Raw genomic sequence first — 19,376 nt, 5'->3', positions numbered from 1 at the left:
CATGAAACTGTATACCTATTTTCGTAGTTCTGCGGCTTACCGAGTTCGTATTGGCCTGAATTTAAAAGGTCTGAATGCTGAACATGTCCCTGTGCACTTAGTCAATAATGGCGGTGAACAGCATAGTGAAAGCTACCGTCAGATCAATCCTAGTGAGCTGGTGCCCACATGGGCAGAGCAGGATTTTGTTCTGACTCAATCGCTAAGTATTCTTGAATATTTAGAAGAAAAATTCCCAGACATGGCCTTGCTCCCTCAAGACTCGCAGCAACGTGCTTTGATCCGTGCATTTAGTTTGAGTATTGCCTGCGATATCCATCCACTCAACAACCTACGGGTACTTCAGTACCTGACGGGTACATTGGAAATAAGTGATGCGCAGAAAACAGCTTGGTATAAACACTGGGTTTTAACGGGCTTTAAGGCCCTTGAAACACAGTTGGAACAGTCAAATGGCAAATTCTGTTTCGGCAATCAGCCCACCCTAGCAGATTGCTGCCTGATCCCACAAGTCTATAACGCGCTACGTTTTAATCTTGATTTATCGGGTTATCCAAAAATTTGTTCGATCTACACCCATTGCAACAGTTTAGAGGCCTTTCAACACGCTGCACCCGAAATGCAACCTGAAGCTGCTTAAGTTTTTTATAAGGATATAAAAATGACCATTCAAATTGAAAAAATCCACCATGTGGCCTACCGTTGTAAAGATGCCAAAGAAACGGTGGAATGGTACAAAAAGAATCTAAACATGGATTTCATTCTCGCCTTTGCTGAAGACCATGTACCATCAACCAAAGCCTTTGATCCCTATATGCACCTATTCCTAGACGCAGGAAATGGTAATGTTCTGGCTTTCTTTGAACTGCCAACCCAGCCTGAAATGGGCCGTGATGAAAACACCCCAAAATGGGTGCAGCACATTGCACTCAAAGTCAAAGACCGTCAGGCACTGATTGATGCTAAAGAACACCTAGAAGCCAATGGCATAGAGGTCTTGGGCATTACCAATCATGGTATTTTCCACTCAATTTATTTCTTTGATCCAAATGGCCATCGTTTGGAATTGGCTTATGACGATGAAAAAGCACCACAAAAAATTGCCATGATTACTGAACAAATGAAATATGACATGCTGGAAGAATGGAGCAAAACCAAACGCGCGCCGCAGCATACGCATTTCCTACATGCAGATGAATTAAGCCATAACTCTCGTACCGCCAAACTAGATGCTTAAATCTGGCAATTTGATTTGTGCTGATGGTGAATGCCTTAGAGGCAAGTTCAACGATGATAAAAAAACGCAAAGCAGCTTCGGCTGCTTTTCTGATTTCAATAGATAGGTTTTCTTATTTTAATTAGCTACTTAGAGTAGCTTAAATCTCCTATCAATCATCAATAATTGCTTTCCATTTGCTTCACGGCGAATTCTATTTCCGTCCTCCTCCGTATCGAATCAAATCGAATTGTTCATGCATGAAACCTGTCTATGCATCCCTTTAAACTTATACGTTTTAGCTAGTCAAGTAGGCAGCAATTTCATCAGCCGCAGCTCTTGCTGTTCTGGACACTCCAATTAAAGTCGCCGATGCCATGCCTGTCCACTCACCATAGCCAACCAACCATAAATTATTTACTTTCATTGAACGCCCATTATGGACAGCAACCGTTTGATCAGGTTCTACCACATCAAGACTTCTTAAATGATTCAGTGAAGCTTTGAACCCTGTACACCAAATCACAGCATCTACGGCTTGTGTTGTACCATCCGCCCAAACAACTGAATGTTCTTCAAATGCATTAAACGGTTCTCGGCTATGTAATACGCCACGTTCACGGGCCTCTTTGACAGTGTCTATCATGACAATATCACCCAGACCACCTACAGGCTGATTGATCACTTTACCTTCCTGTTGGGCTTTTAAACGCTCCGTTGCCCGAAGAAACAAGACCCGCCCATCAACATCATCCGATAAAAATTGAGGTGGTGTTACTGTGACCCAAGTGGTATCTGCAACTTTTGAGACTTCAGCAAGAATTTGTGCACCAGAGTTGCCACCTCCAACCACGATCACTTTTTTATTGATGAAAGGCTCTGGATTTACGTAATGAGCTGAATGTATTTGTATCCCTTCAAATCGCTCATGTCCTTCATAATGTGGAATATAAGGTTGACTCCATGTTCCTGTAGCACTGACCACCGCTTTAGCTCGCCAATATTGTTCGCCAGCATACACATCTAAATAGTCATCTTTTTGTTCAATATGATCGATATGGACTGGCCGAATGGTCGGAAATTGATAGCGTTGCTCGTATGCCAACAAATACTCGATCACTTCATTTCGCGTTGGGTAGGTGTGTTCAGTCGTTGGCATCATCCAACCCGACAACGAACTCCATGTATGCGGTGAAAAAAGACGTAGCGACTGCCATGCATGCAGCCATGCACCGCCAGCTTGCGATTGATCATCTAAAATCACAAATGAAACTTTTTTACGTTTGAGAAAATAAGCTGTAGCAAGTGCCGACTGACCACCACCAATAATAATCACATCGATTTCTGCTTGTAATTGAGCCAAAGTATCGCTCCCATTCTTTATTATCATAATCAAACTTAAAAACCCAGCCTGCTCAACAGACTGGGCTTATTTCATACAATTTTCAAGCGTTTAAATGAGCTTTTCAAATGCTCAATTGATCAAGATACTTTTCAACATCTTTGATCATCTAAAAATTTATAAGCTACGTTGATTGACACGCTTAGATAATTCTTCTGCCGACTCTTTTCGTTCTGAATAACGGTTTGTGAGGTACTGACTCTGCCCACACGTCAGCAGAGTGAATTTATACAGCTCCTCCATAACATCGACAATTCGATCATAAAAGGCTGAAGGTTTCATTCGTCCATCTTCTTCAAATTCCAAAAAAGCTTTGGGAATAGACGATTGGTTTGGAATCGTGATCATACGCATCCAACGACCTAAAATACGCATCTGGTTTAAGCTATTAAAAGACTGCGACCCCCCACTCACCTGCATCAAGGCTAAAGTCTTGCCTTGGGTTGCACGAATTGCACCACCTGCCAGTGGAATCCAGTCAATTTGCGATTTGAAAATTGAACTCATTGAGCCATGACGTTCCGGCGAGCACCACACCATGCCCTCTGACCATGCCAAAAGTTCATGTAGTTCTTTGGCTTTTGGATGCTCCATATCCGCATCTTCAGGTAAGGGCAAGCCCTTAGGATGAAAAATTTTCACTTCAGCGCCAAACTGCTCCAAGATACGACCAGCTTCCATCACCGCCAATCGGCTGTATGAACGCTCACGGTTAGAGCCATAGAGCAGCAAAATACAGGGTGGATGATCTAGCACTTTGGCCTGTACTTTTTCTAAAGTCGGCTGATCCAAAAGATTCATATCTACATTTGGGAGAGTCATAGAAATTACACCTCTGCTTTAAAAAACTTTTTTCTAAGCCACAAAGACACACTGACTAAAGCAATCAGCACAGGCACTTCAACCAATGGTCCGATCACCGTTGTAAAAGCGACTGGCGAAGCTAAACCGAATGTGGCGATTGCAACGGCAAGTGCTAATTCAAAGTTGTTTCCAGCCGCAGTAAAAGAGATTGCTGCTGTCTTCGGATAATCATTGCCCATCCATTTGCTCATAAAGAAGCTAATAAAGAACATCAATACAAAGTAAATTGTTAAAGGAATCGCAATTCGTAAAACATCCATTGGCAGGCTTACAACATCACCACCTTTTAGGCTAAACATAGCCAAAATCGTGAACAGCAAAGCAATCAAACTTAGAGGACTGATTTTCGGAATAAACTTGGTTTGATACCACTCCACGCCTTTTTGTTTCACCAAAATTAAGCGCGTTAAGAAACCTAATAAAAACGGAATACCGAGATAAACCAAAACAGCATGGGTAATGGTCCAAAAATCAACATTGATCACTTGCCCTGCAACGCCAAAATAAGGCGGTAAGAACGTCAAGAATAACCAAGCATAAGTACTAAAAAACAAAATCTGAAAGATACTGTTAAAAGCGACCAATGCTGCGACATATTGATTATCACCACAGGCCAAACCATTCCAGACTAAAACCATCGCAATACATCGTGCTAAACCAATCAGGATTACGCCTGTCATGTATTCGGGATAACTCTGCAAAAATATGATTGCCAATGCAAACATGAGCACGGGAGCGATCAGCCAGTTTTGTACTAAGGATAAAGTTAGTGTTTTCTTATCCTTAAATACTTGCGGCAACGTCGCATAGTCCACTTTTGCCAGTGGCGGATACATCATCAAAATCAAACCTATCGCAATCGGGATATTGACTGAATCCACACTCATTTTATCCAAAGCGACAGAAACTTGCGGAAAGAACACACCTATCGCAATCCCCAACGCCATAGCAATAAAAATCCATAGGGTTAGGTTTTTATCTAAAAATGACATTTTAGAAGCAGACATAATCTTACTCAATATTTGAAATTTTATTGATTTCTGCAATCAACTCAGAACGAGAAAGTGTGTTTACATCCAATGCAAATAAAGCATCCAAACGTTTATTAATATGATCAACCGTGACTAAAAAAGCGTTGAGCTTTTCTTCTTCAGGCAGATCTAAGTGAGATGGATCAGACAAGCCCCAATGTGCCTTGATCGCTCCACCTAAATACAGTGGACATGCTTCTTGTGCTGCCGAATCACAGACGGTAATCACAACGTCAGGTTGGTATTGTTCGCAGTCATCAATCGTTTTACTCCACAAACCTTCAGTTGAAAGACCTAAGTTTTCCAGAGTTTCAATGGTCAATGGATGCACCTGTCCAGATGGTTTGCTACCTGCACTGTAAGCTTTCCACCCTTCAGGCGCACGACTATTAAACAGCACTTCTGACAGGATGCTACGACAACTGTTTCCAGTACACAAAAAAAGGAATTTCATCTTGTTCTACTCGCAATAACTATTGATTTGTTGAAATGATGGAGCAACTTTTGGCTGTAAATCAGCATTTTTAAGGGTGTTAAGTACGTCTATACACCAAGTGGGTAAATTGGGATTGAGACTGTAATACACCCATTGCCCTTGGCGACGATCTTGTAAAAGACCAGAAGAGCGTAATAAGGCTAAATGCCGTGAAATCTTGGGTTGGCTCAGCTGTAATTTTTCAGTCAAATCACAAACACACTGTTCATTATTCCCAAGAACCAACATAACAATGTTGAATCGCGTTTCATCAGCCAAACATTTAAAGAAATTGATTTGATCCATATTTTTACTCACTCAAACATATGGATATATCAATATTCACATATATCCATGAAATTTTTATTTCAATCTCTGCCCATTCGCATCAATCACTTGCTCACCGTCTTCTTTAGTGAAAGCACCCTTTTGCGGTAAAGGCAAAATCTCCAGCACAATTTCAGAAGGACGACTTAAACGAGTTCCTCGTTCAGTCACCACGAATGGACGGTTAATTAAAATTGGATGCTGCAGCATAAAATCTAAAAGCTGTTCATCCGTCCAGTCCTCACGGCCCAACTCGAGATCACGATAAGGATCAACATTCTTACGAATCGCTTCTCTCACCGTTAAACCTGCATCCGCGATCATTTGAATCAGTTCATTTTTAGATGGAGGATTGACAAGATATTCAATGATTTCAGGTTCAATATTGGCATTACGAATTAATGCTAATGTATTACGTGATGTACCACATTCAGGGTTGTGATAAATCTTAACTTTTGGAGTAGCAGACATTTACTCAAACTCAATTGAATCTTTATATATATTTATATACGAATAATCATATATATGCAAATCCATATTTAAAGAATGAAAAATGATCTTTTTGGAATATATAGTGATCGAATGAGCATGTTAAAATTAGATAAAATACAAGATTTAGAGGTCAAGCTATGGAAACAGTCATGATTACTTTGATCATAGTGATTATTTTGATTTTACTAGTCTAGGACTTACGCACTATTATTTATAGATTCTCTGTGGTAGCAGATGATTTTTATCGAGAATAAAGTCATCAATGAAGTTTTTGATAACTGGTCTAAATAATTTCTTCTGCCAACGATATACATTTTCAAAGATCCGCTCAAACTGGTTCTTTTGTATCTCGACGTAGGCCATCAAGGCTGAAAAAATATGATTCAAAATCAGTTTAGATCGTCTTACTTGAAACTTTTCAATATGACAAACCTGTTTAATCACCCGGTGATATTGCTCTATTTTCCAATGACTTGAATGTAATTCATGAAAACCCTCAAAGGACAATAAATCATCTTCATCTTGATGCACAATATAAAACCTCTGCTGTTCTTTTAACTGAGTCTTAAATAATTGTACAAAGCCAAAATCTTTGAGCCAGACCACTTGACCCTGATGGAAATTTGGCAATAAACGCAGTTGAAACCATTGTCCTTTTTCTGGGGAAACCTTACGGTTACAGTCGATACCAAACATAAATCGAATACCATATTTTCTTATGGTTTTTAGATTTCCAGTCGATGAATACCAACTATCACCTGTAATAAATTGAATCTTTGCACCCCAACTGAGTACTTCACTTAACATATCCATAAAGTAATCATTCTTGGTTTTACTTTCAGATTTGTCATAAATTCGGAAATTAATTGGAATATTTTGACCATTCTGATCTGTCGCATACAAGGTAATGAGATTAATACCCTTGACGGATCGGTGGTGTTTGCCTGACCAAAAATAGCTAACCAAGTCCATATGTTGACTATAGGGTTTATCTAAAACAGTATCATCAATACTGACTATAAGTTTATTATTATCAATATGTTGAATTGCTTCTTGATATAGGTCGTGAGGTGTGTAGTCTTCACGTTCTAGAAAGCGATTTACACTATCATGCGAGATGTTATAAGTCTCGGCAAGTTGTGTGCAGCTAATAGAGTTCGGTTCTGTCATGAGAAAGCCCATATAAATGGGTAATGTACAAGTTGCTGTAGAAGCATGTTTAATTCGTCTGATCACAGATACTTTATAAAGTATTTTAATACTTTTTTGAATCCGTCAATGCGTAAGTCCTATAGTCATATTTTATAACAAGAAAAAATAAACTATGGCTTTTGGGTTTACGGATAGACTCAGTAATGCCCCCCAATTAATCGGTAAAAAGGTAAGATAGCTTTTCGCTCTCTTCTTAGCTTAGGAATTTCTGAATTATAGCCCATAAAATCAGCAACGCCCTCTAACGCTGTCATACAGCGTTAGAGGGATAATGATCTCAAGATTGTATTGCTTCGGATGTCAAATTTGCCTTATTAGGCACCATCACCAGCCCAAACCATATCCACTTTTTTAAGCATTACTTAATGCACTGGCTAAATCCCCACTACCCTTCAAATCAGACACCTGTCCCTCCAAAGGCTGACTAAATTCAATACGCTGAATCTTTGCTGCCCGCTCTGCGGAGAACACTGGAATTTGACTCATCGCAAATTCAGACAGTGCGGTAATGGTCAGTGAGGGATTCACACCTAAATTTCCAGGTACAATCGAACCATCTAATACGCGTAAATTTTGATAACCAAAGACTTGACCAGTGAAGTCCACAACGCCATTCGACTTGTCATTGCCCATCGCGACACCACTCATAATATGTGCTGTCGTTGGCGTTCCCAGTAGAATTTCAGTAAGAGCAGAACCCGGTTCTCCACCTAACTTTTGTGCAATCATTTTAGTGGCTTCTTCGGCTGCAGGGAATGAAACGGTGAGTGGCGTGTCCCCTTCTTTTTGCACGGCAGTAATACTATTCTGGAACAGTCGATACCACTTTCTACGCCATTCAAAATGAATAAACGCTTCAGACTTTTGCATCACCAATAAAATAATAGAGTCTTTGGCTTTACCCTTATAGCGTAGTACTTTAAAAGTTTTTAAGGGATGCAACAGTGTAGTGAACACAAACTTTATAAAGCGCATAAAGCCCTGACCAGTCACCATCGGCACATATGGAATATAAATCCATGAAGCATCTGCACCTTCAGGAAAACGTGTGACCTCAATATTGGTATCCGCATCGACTGAAATAAAGGAACTGATTGCCACCCCATCATCCAGTTTTTTTCCTGTGTTGTTCACTGTGGTCAGGGTTTCCGAATTCGTCCGAACCTCCTGTCCTAGCAATGAAGAAATATTGGGTAAAGTCTTATGCTGATCACGCATTTTTAACAACATCGGTACCGTACCCATCACCCCCGCAGATAACACTACCCCACGACTGTGCAAACTATACTGACGAACTTGTTTCCCAAGGGTTTCTTTGACTATTACTTCGTAACCTGCGCTACCATCTTCATTCAGTGGTTTAATTTTCACCACTTCTGAACTTGGACGAATTTCAACGCCATTACGCTCAGCAAAATACAGGTAATTTTTCATGAGGGTATTTTTGGCATTATTACGACAGCCCAACATACAGCTGCCACAATAAATACAGGAGTTACGATCTGGTCCATCTCCATTGAAATACGGATCTTTCGCTAATTGTCCTTCTTGACCAGCTACTTGCGAAAAGAAGACCCCCGTATTCACCGTTTTAAATGAATTTGCATATCCAATTTCACTCGCAACTTCTTTTAACGTGTCATCTGCAATATTGGTATAAGTATTATTCGCTGTACCCAACATACGTTGAGCGAGACCATAAAACGGCTTTAAGGTTTCTTTCCAGTCTTTACGAATCTTGGTCCACGCCTCAGACTCAAAAACAGCATCAGGTGGAATTAAGTGTACATTGGCATAAATTTGTGACCCCCCACCAACGCCTACCCCATGCAAAATGGTGGTTTTACTGGTGAAAGTAAATTGCATCGTACCTCTGAATCCCAGTTCAGGCCACCACAAATAGTTTTTGGTGTCTAAATTTGTAGTTGGAAAATCCTTGTCTTCACGGCGTAATCCTTTCTCCAAAATCAGGACTTTATAGCCTTTTTCACTGAGGCGTAAAGCACTGACCGATCCACCAAAGCCTGAGCCGATCACGATTTGATCATAATCAAAATCTTTATTCTTCATCCTATTAACTCCTTTAATAGTTTTATTTTTCTGTTTTTAAATACACCAATCCCTTCACCTCAGGATATCCATATTGAAGTGAAAAGTGATGTTGAGGTTTTAAAATTTAGGCACTTATGATTTGATGCGTATCAATAAATTCAACAGCCAATTGGCAAATTTTCCGTAAGGCGGCGCGAGAAACTTCAAGCTTGAAAAACCCGCCTGATAAAACACAGGACGCATTTTGGAAAAAGTCAAAAAGCCTTCATAGCCATGATAGTGCCCCATCCCGCTGGCACCGACTCCACCAAATGGTAAGTCATGCTGCCCGACATGAAATAAGGCATCATTGACCGAAACCCCGCCCGACATAACTCTGCTGATATAAAATTCGACTAAGCTTTTGTTATTGCTAAATGGATAAAAGGCCAATGGACGATCACGCTGAACAATATAGTCAACCACATCTTCAGGCTTTTGGTAGGTTTTGACCATCAAGATCGGGCCAAAGGTTTCACGCGTATCAATTTCCATCTCATCATTACTGTTCAAGACCAAAGTCAGTGGAAATTTTCGTGTCGCAGCATCAGGCTCTTGCTGATTTAAATTAATCAAACTTGCCCCTTTGGCTTCAGCATCTGCCAAGCTATGCACTAAGCGTTGAAATGCACGCTCATCAATCACAGAAGTATAATCTTTGCTATGAATATCAGGCACATGTTCCTGCACCCAAACTGATGCCGCTTGAATAAACGCTTGTAACCTCGACTCATGTACAAATAAATAATCGACATTGGTACAAATTTGTCCCGCATTAAACTGTTTCACAAACATAATGCGTTCTACAGCTTTCTCAATAGGGTATTCAGGGTCAATCACCGCAGGAGATTTACCACCCAGTTCCAGAGTCACAGGGGTTAAGTTTTGTGCTGCAGCAGCCATGACTTTACGCCCTGTCGCACCAGAGCCAGTAAACATCAAGTGATCAAACGGCAGTTTTGAAAAAGTGATGCCCACTTCACCAGTCTCATCGAAAATCTGTAATTTTTCCGCTTTAAAATATTTGGGGCTTAACTCAATCAGTAATTCAGCCAAATGTCTTGAATTTTCAGACATTTTAACCATAGCCGTATTCCCCGCAGCAAACACGGCTGACAACTGTGAAAACATCAAATTGATGGGAAAATTCCACGGCACAATAATTCCAATCACCCCCAGCGGCTGCGGAATCACACGGTTTTTTGCACCAAAATACAGGCTATGATCGACATGTCTTTTTTGTACTTTAGTCCATTGCTTCAAATGTTTGATGCTGCCGTTAATGTCATCCGTGACAGTAATAATTTCTGCCAATAAGGTTTCATGACGTGAACGATTGCCATAATCACGATTCAGGGCGTCAATAATTGCTTCACGGTGATCGTTAATCAATGCTTTTAAATTCAGTAAATGTTGCTTACGTTGCGCAATCGTTTCAATGCCTTGTTGATGAAAGCTTTTGCGCTGTAATTGAAAACAATCGTGTAATATCTGTTCTATCACTGTTTGCTCGATATGAGACTGAACCGTAAGTTGCATATGCTTTTCCTTTCACGGCTAAAAATGGTGATTCAATACTTCTTTTCTATGTTGGTTGAGATAATCTCTTATCCTACTTTAACAAATGACTTGAATTACGCTTGACTTTTTAGGACACTAAATTGATCTTTTAGGACAACACGGAATGTTGTAATGGGAAGTTATATTCGTGCAGCCAGCCTCGGCGGTTTTGAAGACTTAGTCCGTAGTTATGGCATAAACCCTATAGAAATCTTGAAAGAGATCGGGATTTTACCTGCTTTACTCCGCGATCCAGATTCATTTATTCATTATGATCATTATTTAAATTTATTGGAAAAAGCGGCCTTAGCCTGTCAGGATGACTGCTTCGGTTTAAAACTCGGCGCACTCCAAAATATTAGCACAATCGGTTTGATTGGCGTCTACATGTCCCGACAAACGAGCATACTTGAAGCCTTAAGCGTGGCGCAAAAATATGTCTATTTACATGCTGAAGGCATTGTCTTCCACGTCTCGCAACATAATGCTCTGCTCTGTAAGCTGAACTTTGTTCGATTAAGTGAATACAACACCGATGTACCACAAAAATCACAACTGGCCATTTGCCTTGTCGCGAATATTTTAAAAGATTTGATTGGTCCACAGTGGCATGCAGAAAAAATTTACTTCAAGCAAAAAACACCGCAAAAAGGGGCTCAAACTTTCCAAGCACATTTTTCATGTCCAGTGGAATTTGAAACCGATGAGGATGCGCTTTATTTTCCTGCAAGCTTTTTAAGCTACAAACCCTATAATTTTAATGAAGATGCCATTAATCAACTGATCGTACAGCAGCTTGAAACACAAAGCAGCACCAAAACTGAAGACAATACCGCACTGATAGAGAGTTCAGTCCGCATGTTGATGGCGACAGGAGACTGCAGTATTGAAAACATCGCGCTATGTATGGGCATGCATCCGAAAAAGCTTCAGCGTGCCTTAAAAATACAAGGAACAACCTATCGAGATATACTTGAAAATGTCCGAAAAAAAGAAGCGCTTCGTATGCTTGATGCAGGCAATGTGAATTTGACAGATATTGCTCTACAGTTGGGCTATGCAGAGCTATCTATTTTCAGTCGCAACTTTAAAAGCTGGTTTGGCGTTCCCCCAACCGAGTTAAAAGCCAAAACTAGAAGCCATATTCTGTGACTTCTGGTTTTGCTACTTTGTTAAATCGAAAGTGCCCAAAGGATTCAAGCATCTAGTTTAAATCCGTTGCATGTCGCACTATTCAATGCATACTCAATTGATTATTTCGGGAAAACAAAGGATGCGACCAAGCGTGCCCCCCAACCTTTCGGGCTGCCTTCAGTATCATCAACCCAATATCGAGCACCACCGCCCACACTAATCGCCTGACCATTTAGGCGAATTACTTTGGTCACAGTCATATTGACAGGAACTGTGGCTTCTTCTGCATTCCAGTCATATGTCGTTTCAGTATTCAATGCCACCGTCGTACTATTTGGATAAGTGTAACTAATAAAAGGTTGCACAAAGGTGCTACTGATCGCCTCTGCATCATCTTCATGCTCTACTCCCCAAATATGGTTTGCCAATGCACCAAATGTCCAACCATGACTTTGCTTCAAAACGACAAAAGTCGGGCCAGCACCGTATTGATCTGCACCCAAGGCTTTTTCAGAAGCGGTTGGAAATAGAAAGGCCGGGCCTATGCCCCATGTAACCCCACTATCCGATGTTTTCGAAGGAGAAAAGAATAGGCTTTGCACAATGTCACCCACACCCCAATCGTCATCACGCCCCCCTTCATTATAAATTTGATAATTTACAGGTAATACAGTACGAGAGATCAGATTCCAATTTTCATTTAACTCAATCGGAATGACGGGCTGGATATTGAGTTGGTAACGCTCTATATTTTCAGCCGCACCAATGTTTTCATCATAATTTAATTGGAATAGCACACTGACCAAGTTCGCGACAGGATTTGATAACTGTTGGGCCAAATCTGCACCATCGTCGGCATAAGCCTGAGAAGCTCCTAATCCTCCCAAAATGCTAAGAAGAAGCAAGCCTTTTATTGCTCTAGGATTGAAAGAAAAATTATTCATGTACTTATCGCATCCTTCTAATCATTTATGGTTCACAGTAGAGCGATAGCGAACTAAAACTCTAACTTTTTTAATAAATTGTGCTTTTAACGGTAAACAAACTACAGTGTATTTAAGTCAAGATTGGGAGCTGATTGCACAGCTTAATGACCATCTGTCTTCATTCATCTATATTTAAAACTAAAGATTTTTGTTCTTAACATTTGATTCAAATCTATATGTTTTTTATAACACAACGCAATATAACCGCAACAATTATCATTGCTGCTGTAGACAATATTAATCATGTAAAAAACAATAACTTGATCTTCTAAAGAAAAATAATCGACAAATGATCTATAAAATATAATTTTGTATTATAAAACAGCAAAGAAAAACAGTGACAAAAGTCACAAAAATAATTTATTTTCACGCTCAATTGATTAAAATTTAATCAAAAAATAAATTTTATATTTCAAATTATATATATATATATTTCATCAACTTAAGTTATAAAAATGTGTTTTTTTAGTATAAAAACTCTATTGTGATTATTTTTTGAACTGATTAGTTATATCTAGAGCATTTACTCTTATTTTAATTGTGCTATTTTTGTGACACGGAGTAACAAATGATTTCGGTTAACCGACTTCTCCAAAAGCCAAAAAACATAAACACAAAATGAGCAACAAACATTTGCACCTCAAGGAAAGACGTAGAATGAAATTAAAGACATTAACGACAGCAATGATTTTAGCAACTGTACCAATGACGGGGGCATTTGCCGCTGCTCTAGATCGTTCAGGTCAGTCAATCTCTGCATTCTTGCAACCTGGTAACTATTTTGAAGCAGGTATTTCTGTATTAGATCCAGATGTATCTGGTAAAGCTAATGCTAATGGCTCATCACTATCTGACATGGGTGATGATTATTACTTCCCTAGCGCGGCACTAAAACTACAAGTTACTGATCACTTCTCGTTTGGTTTACTTTACGATCAGCCATTTGGTGCTGATGCTACGTATTCAACTACTGATTCAGCTTTAGCGCTAAATGGGTCAGGATTATTTCATAATGGTACCGAGCCAACTGAAGTTGAAGTAAAGTCACAAAGTATTTCAATGATATTTGGCTACCAACCAACTGAAAACTTTAATTTCTATGCTGGTCCTGTTTATCAAACCATTGAAGGTGATGTTCAACTTCGTGGCTTAGCATACGGTGGAAGTGCTACTTTTGGTGGCTATAATGCAAGTATTAAAGAAACTGGTGATATTGGCTGGTTAGCTGGTGCGGCTTTTCAAATTCCTGATATTGCATTAAAAGCATCTGTTACATATCGCTCTGAAATTGAGCACTCTGTAAATGTTAAAGAAAGTTTTAATTCAGCTGGTCTATTTGCTGGTTTAAATGCAGCACCTTCTCTAAATACAGATATCACGACCCCACAATCTGTAAACCTAGATTTCCAAACAGGCATCATGGCAAATACAGTTGCTTTTGCTAATGTTCGTTGGGTTGATTGGTCAAATTTCTCTATTCAACCTTATAAGTTTGGTTTAGCAAGTAAAAATGCACTTGTACAAAGTCAAAGTGGTAAGCCTGAATTTGATCTTGTTGCATATACTGACGACCAAATTTCTGCAACAGTAGGTGTTGGACGTAAGTTAAATGATCAATGGGCAGGTAACGTTTCTGTAGGTTGGGACTCTGGTGCAGGTAATCCTGTAACCACGCTAGGTCCAACAGAAGGTTATTGGAATGTAGGTTTAGGTGCTCAATTTAGCCCAACACCACAAACTTTCATTGCTGGCGGCGTGAAATACTTTTGGTTAGGTGATGCTAAAGCCCAAACTGGCGCTCAGTTTGATACAGCAGGTTATGTAGCAGAATTCAAAGATAACCATGCAATCGCATACGGCCTAAAAATGGGCTACAAATTCTAATTATTAATGCTGAAAAAACCATCTGTAAAGATGGTTTTTTCTTTTTCAACAATGACATCTACGCTCTTTTTTATACACTTGTGATTCATTTGAGCAACAAATAAACACTTAAACATTTTGCATAATATTCAATCAGCCACTCAGCATTTAAAAATAAATCCATATAAATCATAAAATTAATATTTTTTTTTAGTGTTTTTACTCTACACAAGTATATTTTTTAACTTTTCAGTTCATTTTACAACCGTAGTTGAGCATTTACTCTTTTTGTATTTATGTTACTTTTCGTGCCAATCACTTACTTAAAGCTACAACAAGGAATGTTCCCTATGAAGCTTACAGCTCTTAGCTCGGCTATTTTGCTCAGCTTAATCCCAACAACTTCTGTCATAGCTGGCGGTCTAGATCGATCTGGGCAATCAATGTCTGCTTTTTTTCAATCGGGCAACTATGCTGAAGCTGGTTTTACAGTAATTGATCCAACTGTAGAAGGTACCTCTACAGTTGTTAAAGATGAAAAAATCAGTGATATGGGAGATGATTACTACTTCCCTTCTGCAGCGATTAAAATACAGCCAACCGATAATATTTCACTAGGATTATTATATGATCAGCCTTTCGGTGCTGATGCAACCTACTCATCAACAGCAGGTACATTTGGTAATGGTACGGAAGGAACTTCTGTTGAAGTTCATACTCATAATCTAACAGCGCTGATTGGTTACCAACCCAACCAAAACTGGAACTTTTATGCAGGTCCCGTATATCAAACAGTTGAAGGAAAAGTTTCATTACGTGGTGCTGCATACGGTGGTACTCGTCTATTAGGTGGCTACGACATAGATCTCAAAGAAGATGATGCTTTCGGTTGGATCGCAGGTGCCGCATACTCTATCCCTGAAATTGCACTTAGAGCGGCTGTCACTTATCGCTCTGAAATCAAACATGAACTTGATACTTCAGAAACATTTGCCCTACGTGCTGTTGCTCGTCCTAACTCAAACACAGAAGTTGTTACACCTCAGTCTGTAAACATTGATTTGCAATCAGGTGTCGCTAAAGATACCTTAGCTTTTGCAAATATTCGCTGGGTACATTGGGATCAATTTGCAGTTAAGCCAACATATTTAGCTGCTGCAACACAAGCTGCAAGAGGTAAAGCACAAAATCTAATCGACTATTCAGATGATCAGTGGTCTATTACAACAGGTCTTTCTCATAAGTTTAATGATAAATGGGCTGGTTCAGCTTCTGTTGGTTATGACTCTGGTGCAGGCAACCCTGTTACGACTCTTGGCCCTGTAGAAGGAAACTGGAGTATTGGATTAGGCGCTCAATATAGCCCTGCACAAAGCTATTTCATTGCTGCTGGCGTACGTTACCTATGGCTAGGTGATGCAAATGCACAAACAGGTGGGAATGTTGTTGGTAGCTTTGAAGATAACAGTGCCCTTGCATATGGTATGAAAATTGGCTATCGCTTTTAATTAATCAATGTTAACTAACATTGAAATTCAATAAAAAATGGCGCTAATGGCGCCATTTTTTATTATTTTAAAATCAATATATTAAGCTGGAATATCACGAACTGAGGCATTACGAATTGCCTCTTTTAAAGCTTCATAACCATGAATTGCAGGGAATTGTGGGAATTCTTTAATCACATTTTCTGGTGCATCAAACAAAAAGCCTTTATCCGCTTCACCCAGCATAGTGGTGTCGTTATAAGAATCACCTGCGGCAATAACACGGTAATTTAGTCCATGCAATCCTTTAACTGCTTCACGTTTTTGGTCAGGTTGGCGCAGCTTATAGGCTGTAATCATACCCTTTTCATCAGTTTCTAACTTATGGCAAAAAATCGTTGGCCAGCCCAGCTGTTTCATTAATGGGTGCGCAAACTCATAGAAAGTGTCTGACAAAATAATCAGCTGAAAATGTGTACGTAACCATTCAACAAATTCTTTTGCGCCTGGAAATGGGCCCATCTCAGCAATGACTTCTTGAATATCATTTAAACCTAAACCATGTTCTTTTAATATATTCAAACGCTGCGTCATGAGCACATCATAATCAGGAATATCACGTGTGGTTGCTTCAAGCGCTTTAATGCCTGTTTTTTTAGCAAAGTTAATCCAAATCTCTGGAACTAACACCCCTTCTAGATCAAGGCAAACAACTTCCATGAATACTCCCTTTTATTTACGTGGAAAAATTTTGAACTATCATAGCTTAATATTTGTCTAATGCATTGCTGTTTTTTAAATCTATTTTTTTCATAAGCATTTATTTTTTAGTGATAAGTGGTTTATTTCAACTCTATTAAAATGCACAGCAAATAACGTAATATAGGTCTTGTTAGATTCCAAGCCTATTGCCAGGATACTTATGACAACCATTCCAACTATTGATCTTGTTGATGCTCTCGCAGCTGAATATGCAGACAAATCACCAAGTGAAATTTTAGCACTTGCACTGAATCAAACGGGTGAAATTGCCATCTCGTTTTCAGGTGCAGAAGATGTCGTACTTATTGATATGGCTGCTAACTTAGGTAAACCTTTTCGTGTCTTTAGCTTAGACACAGGACGTTTACATGCAGAAACCTATCAATTTATCGAAACTGTGCGTAAACACTACAACATTAATATCGAAATTTGCTTCCCAGAAGCAGATGCCGTTCAACAACTGATCAATGAAAAAGGTTTATTCAGCTTTTATCAAGATGATCATAAAGAGTGTTGTGGTATCCGTAAAGTTCAGCCTTTACGTAAAAAATTAGCGACTTTAGATGGTTGGATTACGGGTCAACGTAAAGACCAAAGCCCAGGCACACGAACTGAGATTCCAGTTATTCAAGCAGATGCAGGCTTTTCAGGCGAAGGCAAACAATTGATTAAATACAATCCTCTTGCCAACTGGTCCAGTGCCGATGTGTGGAGCTACATTCGCATGATGGAAGTGCCTTATAATCCATTGCATGAGCGCGGTTTTATTTCTATTGGCTGTGAACCATGTACGCGTCCAGTGTTACCAAACCAACATGAACGTGAAGGACGTTGGTGGTGGGAGGAAGCGACACACAAAGAATGTGGCCTACATGCAGGTAATTTGAAAAAGTAAAGATCAAAACCACTGCAAAGCAGTGGTTTTTTCGCAACCAATGGATACACACAAAGCGCTCCCATTGTTAAAAAAAATCGATATACTAGCTTTAAGTTCTATAATTCTAACAAGATTGCTCATATAGGAGCGGTCAGATATTGCAGTGAGGCAATCCAGACTATGCGTCCATTACATCCGATTGACTTTATTTTTTTATCACTTGAAAAACGCCAGCAACCCATGCATGTCGGTGGATTATTCTTATTCCAAATCCCGGAAAATGCACCTGCCAGCTTCATTCAAAATTTAGTTGCAGATATTCGTAACTCCAAATCTATTCCTATTCCTCCATTTAACAACAAACTCAACGGCTTATTTTGGGATGAAGATGAAGAGTTTGATCTTGATCACCATTTTCGTCATATCGCACTCCCACAACCGGGGCGTATTCTTGAACTGCTCACCTATATTTCACAGGAACACAGTAGTTTAATTGATCGCGCTAAACCGTTATGGACCTGTCATATTATTGAAGGGATTGAAGGGAATCGTTTTGCCATGTACTTCAAAATTCACCATGCGATGGTGGATGGTATTGCGGGTATGCGTTTGGTGGAAAAATCATTATCACAAGATCCAAATGCAAAGAGTATTGTACCACCTTGGTGTGTTGAAGGCCCTCGTGCGAAGCGTTTAAAAGAACCGAATGTTAGTCGCTTTAAGAAAATAATGAATGGCGTAATGGGCCAGCTTGGGTCAACACCACGTGTCATGTATGAGTTGTCACAAACAGTCATGAAAGATATGGGACGTAATCCTGATTATGTTTCAAGCTTTCAAGCACCCAGCTCTATTCTGAACCAACGGGTTAGCTCTTCGCGCCGTTTTGCAGCACAATCTTTTGAGTTTGACCGTTTACGTCATATTTCTAAAAGTTTGGGTGTCACGATTAATGACATCGTACTGGCGATTTGTTCAGGTGCCTTGCGTGAATATCTTTTGTCCCAAGACGCACTTCCTAAAAAGCCTTTAATTGCCATGGTACCTGCCTCTGTTCGCGATGATGATTCGTCTATGTCGAATCGTATCACCATGATTCTGGCAAATTTAGGCACGCATAAAGAAGATCCACTAGAGCGCCTCGCAATTGTTCGTCGTAGTGTGCAAAATGCCAAAGAAAAGTTCAAACGCATGAACTCAAACCAAATTTTGAACTATAGTGCGTTTGTTTATAGTGCTGCTGGTCTCAATATTGCCTCAGGCTTACTGCCTAAGCGCCAAGCGTTTAATCTGGTAATTTCGAATGTTCCTGGCCCACGTGAACCATTGTATTGGAACGGGGCACGACTCGATGCACTATACCCTGCCTCAATCATTTTAGATGGTCAGGCACTCAACATCACCATGACCAGTTATTTAGATAAACTTGAAGTTGGTTTGACGGCTTGTCGAAATGCGCTGCCGAAGATGCAGAATCTACTCACACACTTAGAAGAAGAGATTCAACGCTTTGAAGCGATTGTGGGCGTCGAAGGCCCAAAGTTGCAAGCGGTCAGTTGATGCCGCAAAAAAACGAATCAGAAATACAAGAATAATC

Annotated in this window: 18 protein-coding genes; 7 read left to right on the top strand and 11 right to left on the bottom strand. The window is 39.7% G+C overall.

Going from position 1 to position 19,376, the window contains the following annotated elements; translation table 11 throughout:
* Position 1: 1 nt before the first annotated feature.
* Both maiA and AC4CVD_RS04005 read left to right on the top strand, forming a co-directional pair.
* Complete coding sequence (maiA, locus tag AC4CVD_RS04010; RefSeq protein WP_426977296.1) at positions 2–640, top strand: maleylacetoacetate isomerase; 639 nt, start codon at positions 2–4, stop codon at positions 638–640.
* Between the two features lie 21 nt (positions 641–661).
* On the top strand, positions 662–1,237 hold the full coding sequence (locus tag AC4CVD_RS04005; protein ID WP_490747942.1) for a VOC family protein: 576 nt from the start codon (positions 662–664) through the stop codon (positions 1,235–1,237).
* Between the two features lie 277 nt (positions 1,238–1,514).
* On the opposite strand, the gene AC4CVD_RS04000 is transcribed toward AC4CVD_RS04005, so the two are convergent.
* The 9 genes from AC4CVD_RS04000 to AC4CVD_RS03960 all read right to left on the bottom strand — a co-directional run bounded on the left by AC4CVD_RS04000 (position 1,515) and on the right by AC4CVD_RS03960 (position 10,649).
* Positions 1,515–2,579 (bottom strand): ArsO family NAD(P)H-dependent flavin-containing monooxygenase, encoded by a 1,065-nt coding sequence (locus AC4CVD_RS04000; protein WP_490747943.1) that lies wholly within the window; start codon positions 2,577–2,579, stop codon positions 1,515–1,517.
* A gap of 156 nt (positions 2,580–2,735) precedes the next feature.
* Entirely contained in the window at positions 2,736–3,440 is a 705-nt protein-coding gene (gene arsH / locus AC4CVD_RS03995) for an arsenical resistance protein ArsH (protein ID WP_490752077.1), read from the bottom strand.
* A gap of 5 nt (positions 3,441–3,445) precedes the next feature.
* Positions 3,446–4,489, bottom strand: a complete 1,044-nt coding sequence (gene arsB / locus AC4CVD_RS03990; RefSeq protein WP_490752075.1) for an ACR3 family arsenite efflux transporter — start codon at positions 4,487–4,489, stop codon at positions 3,446–3,448.
* A 4-nt stretch (positions 4,490–4,493) separates the two neighbouring features.
* On the bottom strand, positions 4,494–4,967 hold the full coding sequence (locus tag AC4CVD_RS03985) for an arsenate reductase ArsC (protein WP_490752074.1): 474 nt from the start codon (positions 4,965–4,967) through the stop codon (positions 4,494–4,496).
* A gap of 6 nt (positions 4,968–4,973) precedes the next feature.
* Positions 4,974–5,294 carry a metalloregulator ArsR/SmtB family transcription factor gene (locus AC4CVD_RS03980; protein WP_004981310.1) on the bottom strand — a complete coding sequence of 107 codons (321 nt, stop codon included), beginning with the start codon at positions 5,292–5,294 and terminating at the stop codon, positions 4,974–4,976.
* Between the two features lie 57 nt (positions 5,295–5,351).
* Complete coding sequence (gene arsC, locus AC4CVD_RS03975; RefSeq protein ID WP_490752072.1) at positions 5,352–5,786, bottom strand: arsenate reductase (glutaredoxin); 435 nt, start codon at positions 5,784–5,786, stop codon at positions 5,352–5,354.
* 228 nt (positions 5,787–6,014) lie between these two features.
* Complete coding sequence (locus AC4CVD_RS03970) at positions 6,015–7,043, bottom strand: IS701 family transposase (protein WP_007116247.1); 1,029 nt, start codon at positions 7,041–7,043, stop codon at positions 6,015–6,017.
* A 327-nt stretch (positions 7,044–7,370) separates the two neighbouring features.
* On the bottom strand, positions 7,371–9,089 hold the full coding sequence (locus AC4CVD_RS03965; RefSeq protein WP_490752070.1) for a GMC oxidoreductase: 1,719 nt from the start codon (positions 9,087–9,089) through the stop codon (positions 7,371–7,373).
* Between the two features lie 114 nt (positions 9,090–9,203).
* On the bottom strand, positions 9,204–10,649 hold the full coding sequence (locus AC4CVD_RS03960) for a coniferyl aldehyde dehydrogenase (protein ID WP_490752068.1): 1,446 nt from the start codon (positions 10,647–10,649) through the stop codon (positions 9,204–9,206).
* A gap of 153 nt (positions 10,650–10,802) precedes the next feature.
* Between AC4CVD_RS03960 and AC4CVD_RS03955 the strand changes: the two genes are divergently transcribed.
* On the top strand, positions 10,803–11,822 hold the full coding sequence (locus AC4CVD_RS03955) for an AraC family transcriptional regulator (RefSeq protein ID WP_490752066.1): 1,020 nt from the start codon (positions 10,803–10,805) through the stop codon (positions 11,820–11,822).
* A 101-nt stretch (positions 11,823–11,923) separates the two neighbouring features.
* Here the strand turns inward: AC4CVD_RS03955 and AC4CVD_RS03950 are convergent, their stop codons facing one another.
* The gene (locus AC4CVD_RS03950; protein ID WP_490752064.1) at positions 11,924–12,748 is read right to left on the bottom strand and encodes a transporter; all 825 of its coding nucleotides are present in this window, start codon (positions 12,746–12,748) and stop codon (positions 11,924–11,926) included.
* Positions 12,749–13,447: 699 nt separating this feature from the next.
* Between AC4CVD_RS03950 and AC4CVD_RS03945 the strand changes: the two genes are divergently transcribed.
* Both AC4CVD_RS03945 and AC4CVD_RS03940 read left to right on the top strand, forming a co-directional pair.
* Positions 13,448–14,674: an OmpP1/FadL family transporter gene (locus tag AC4CVD_RS03945; protein ID WP_490752062.1), complete on the top strand. Its 1,227-nt coding sequence runs from the start codon at positions 13,448–13,450 to the stop codon at positions 14,672–14,674.
* 329 nt (positions 14,675–15,003) lie between these two features.
* Positions 15,004–16,161, top strand: coding sequence for an OmpP1/FadL family transporter (locus tag AC4CVD_RS03940; RefSeq protein WP_419381336.1), 1,158 nt, complete (start codon positions 15,004–15,006; stop codon positions 16,159–16,161).
* Between the two features lie 81 nt (positions 16,162–16,242).
* Here the strand turns inward: AC4CVD_RS03940 and thrH are convergent, their stop codons facing one another.
* Positions 16,243–16,860: a bifunctional phosphoserine phosphatase/homoserine phosphotransferase ThrH gene (gene thrH, locus AC4CVD_RS03935; RefSeq protein ID WP_078426022.1), complete on the bottom strand. Its 618-nt coding sequence runs from the start codon at positions 16,858–16,860 to the stop codon at positions 16,243–16,245.
* 202 nt (positions 16,861–17,062) lie between these two features.
* Between thrH and AC4CVD_RS03930 the strand changes: the two genes are divergently transcribed.
* A complete protein-coding gene (locus AC4CVD_RS03930) occupies positions 17,063–17,797 on the top strand; it encodes a phosphoadenylyl-sulfate reductase (RefSeq protein ID WP_058869094.1) in 735 nt (244 codons plus the stop codon).
* 162 nt (positions 17,798–17,959) lie between these two features.
* Positions 17,960–19,339, top strand: coding sequence for a WS/DGAT/MGAT family O-acyltransferase (locus AC4CVD_RS03925; RefSeq protein WP_125274523.1), 1,380 nt, complete (start codon positions 17,960–17,962; stop codon positions 19,337–19,339).
* Positions 19,340–19,376 lie beyond the last annotated feature (37 nt).

Source organism: Acinetobacter sp. LipI_23 (genome assembly GCF_058243045.1).
Note: the sequence above shows the minus strand (reverse complement) of the source record. Positions and strands in the feature narration are given on the sequence as shown.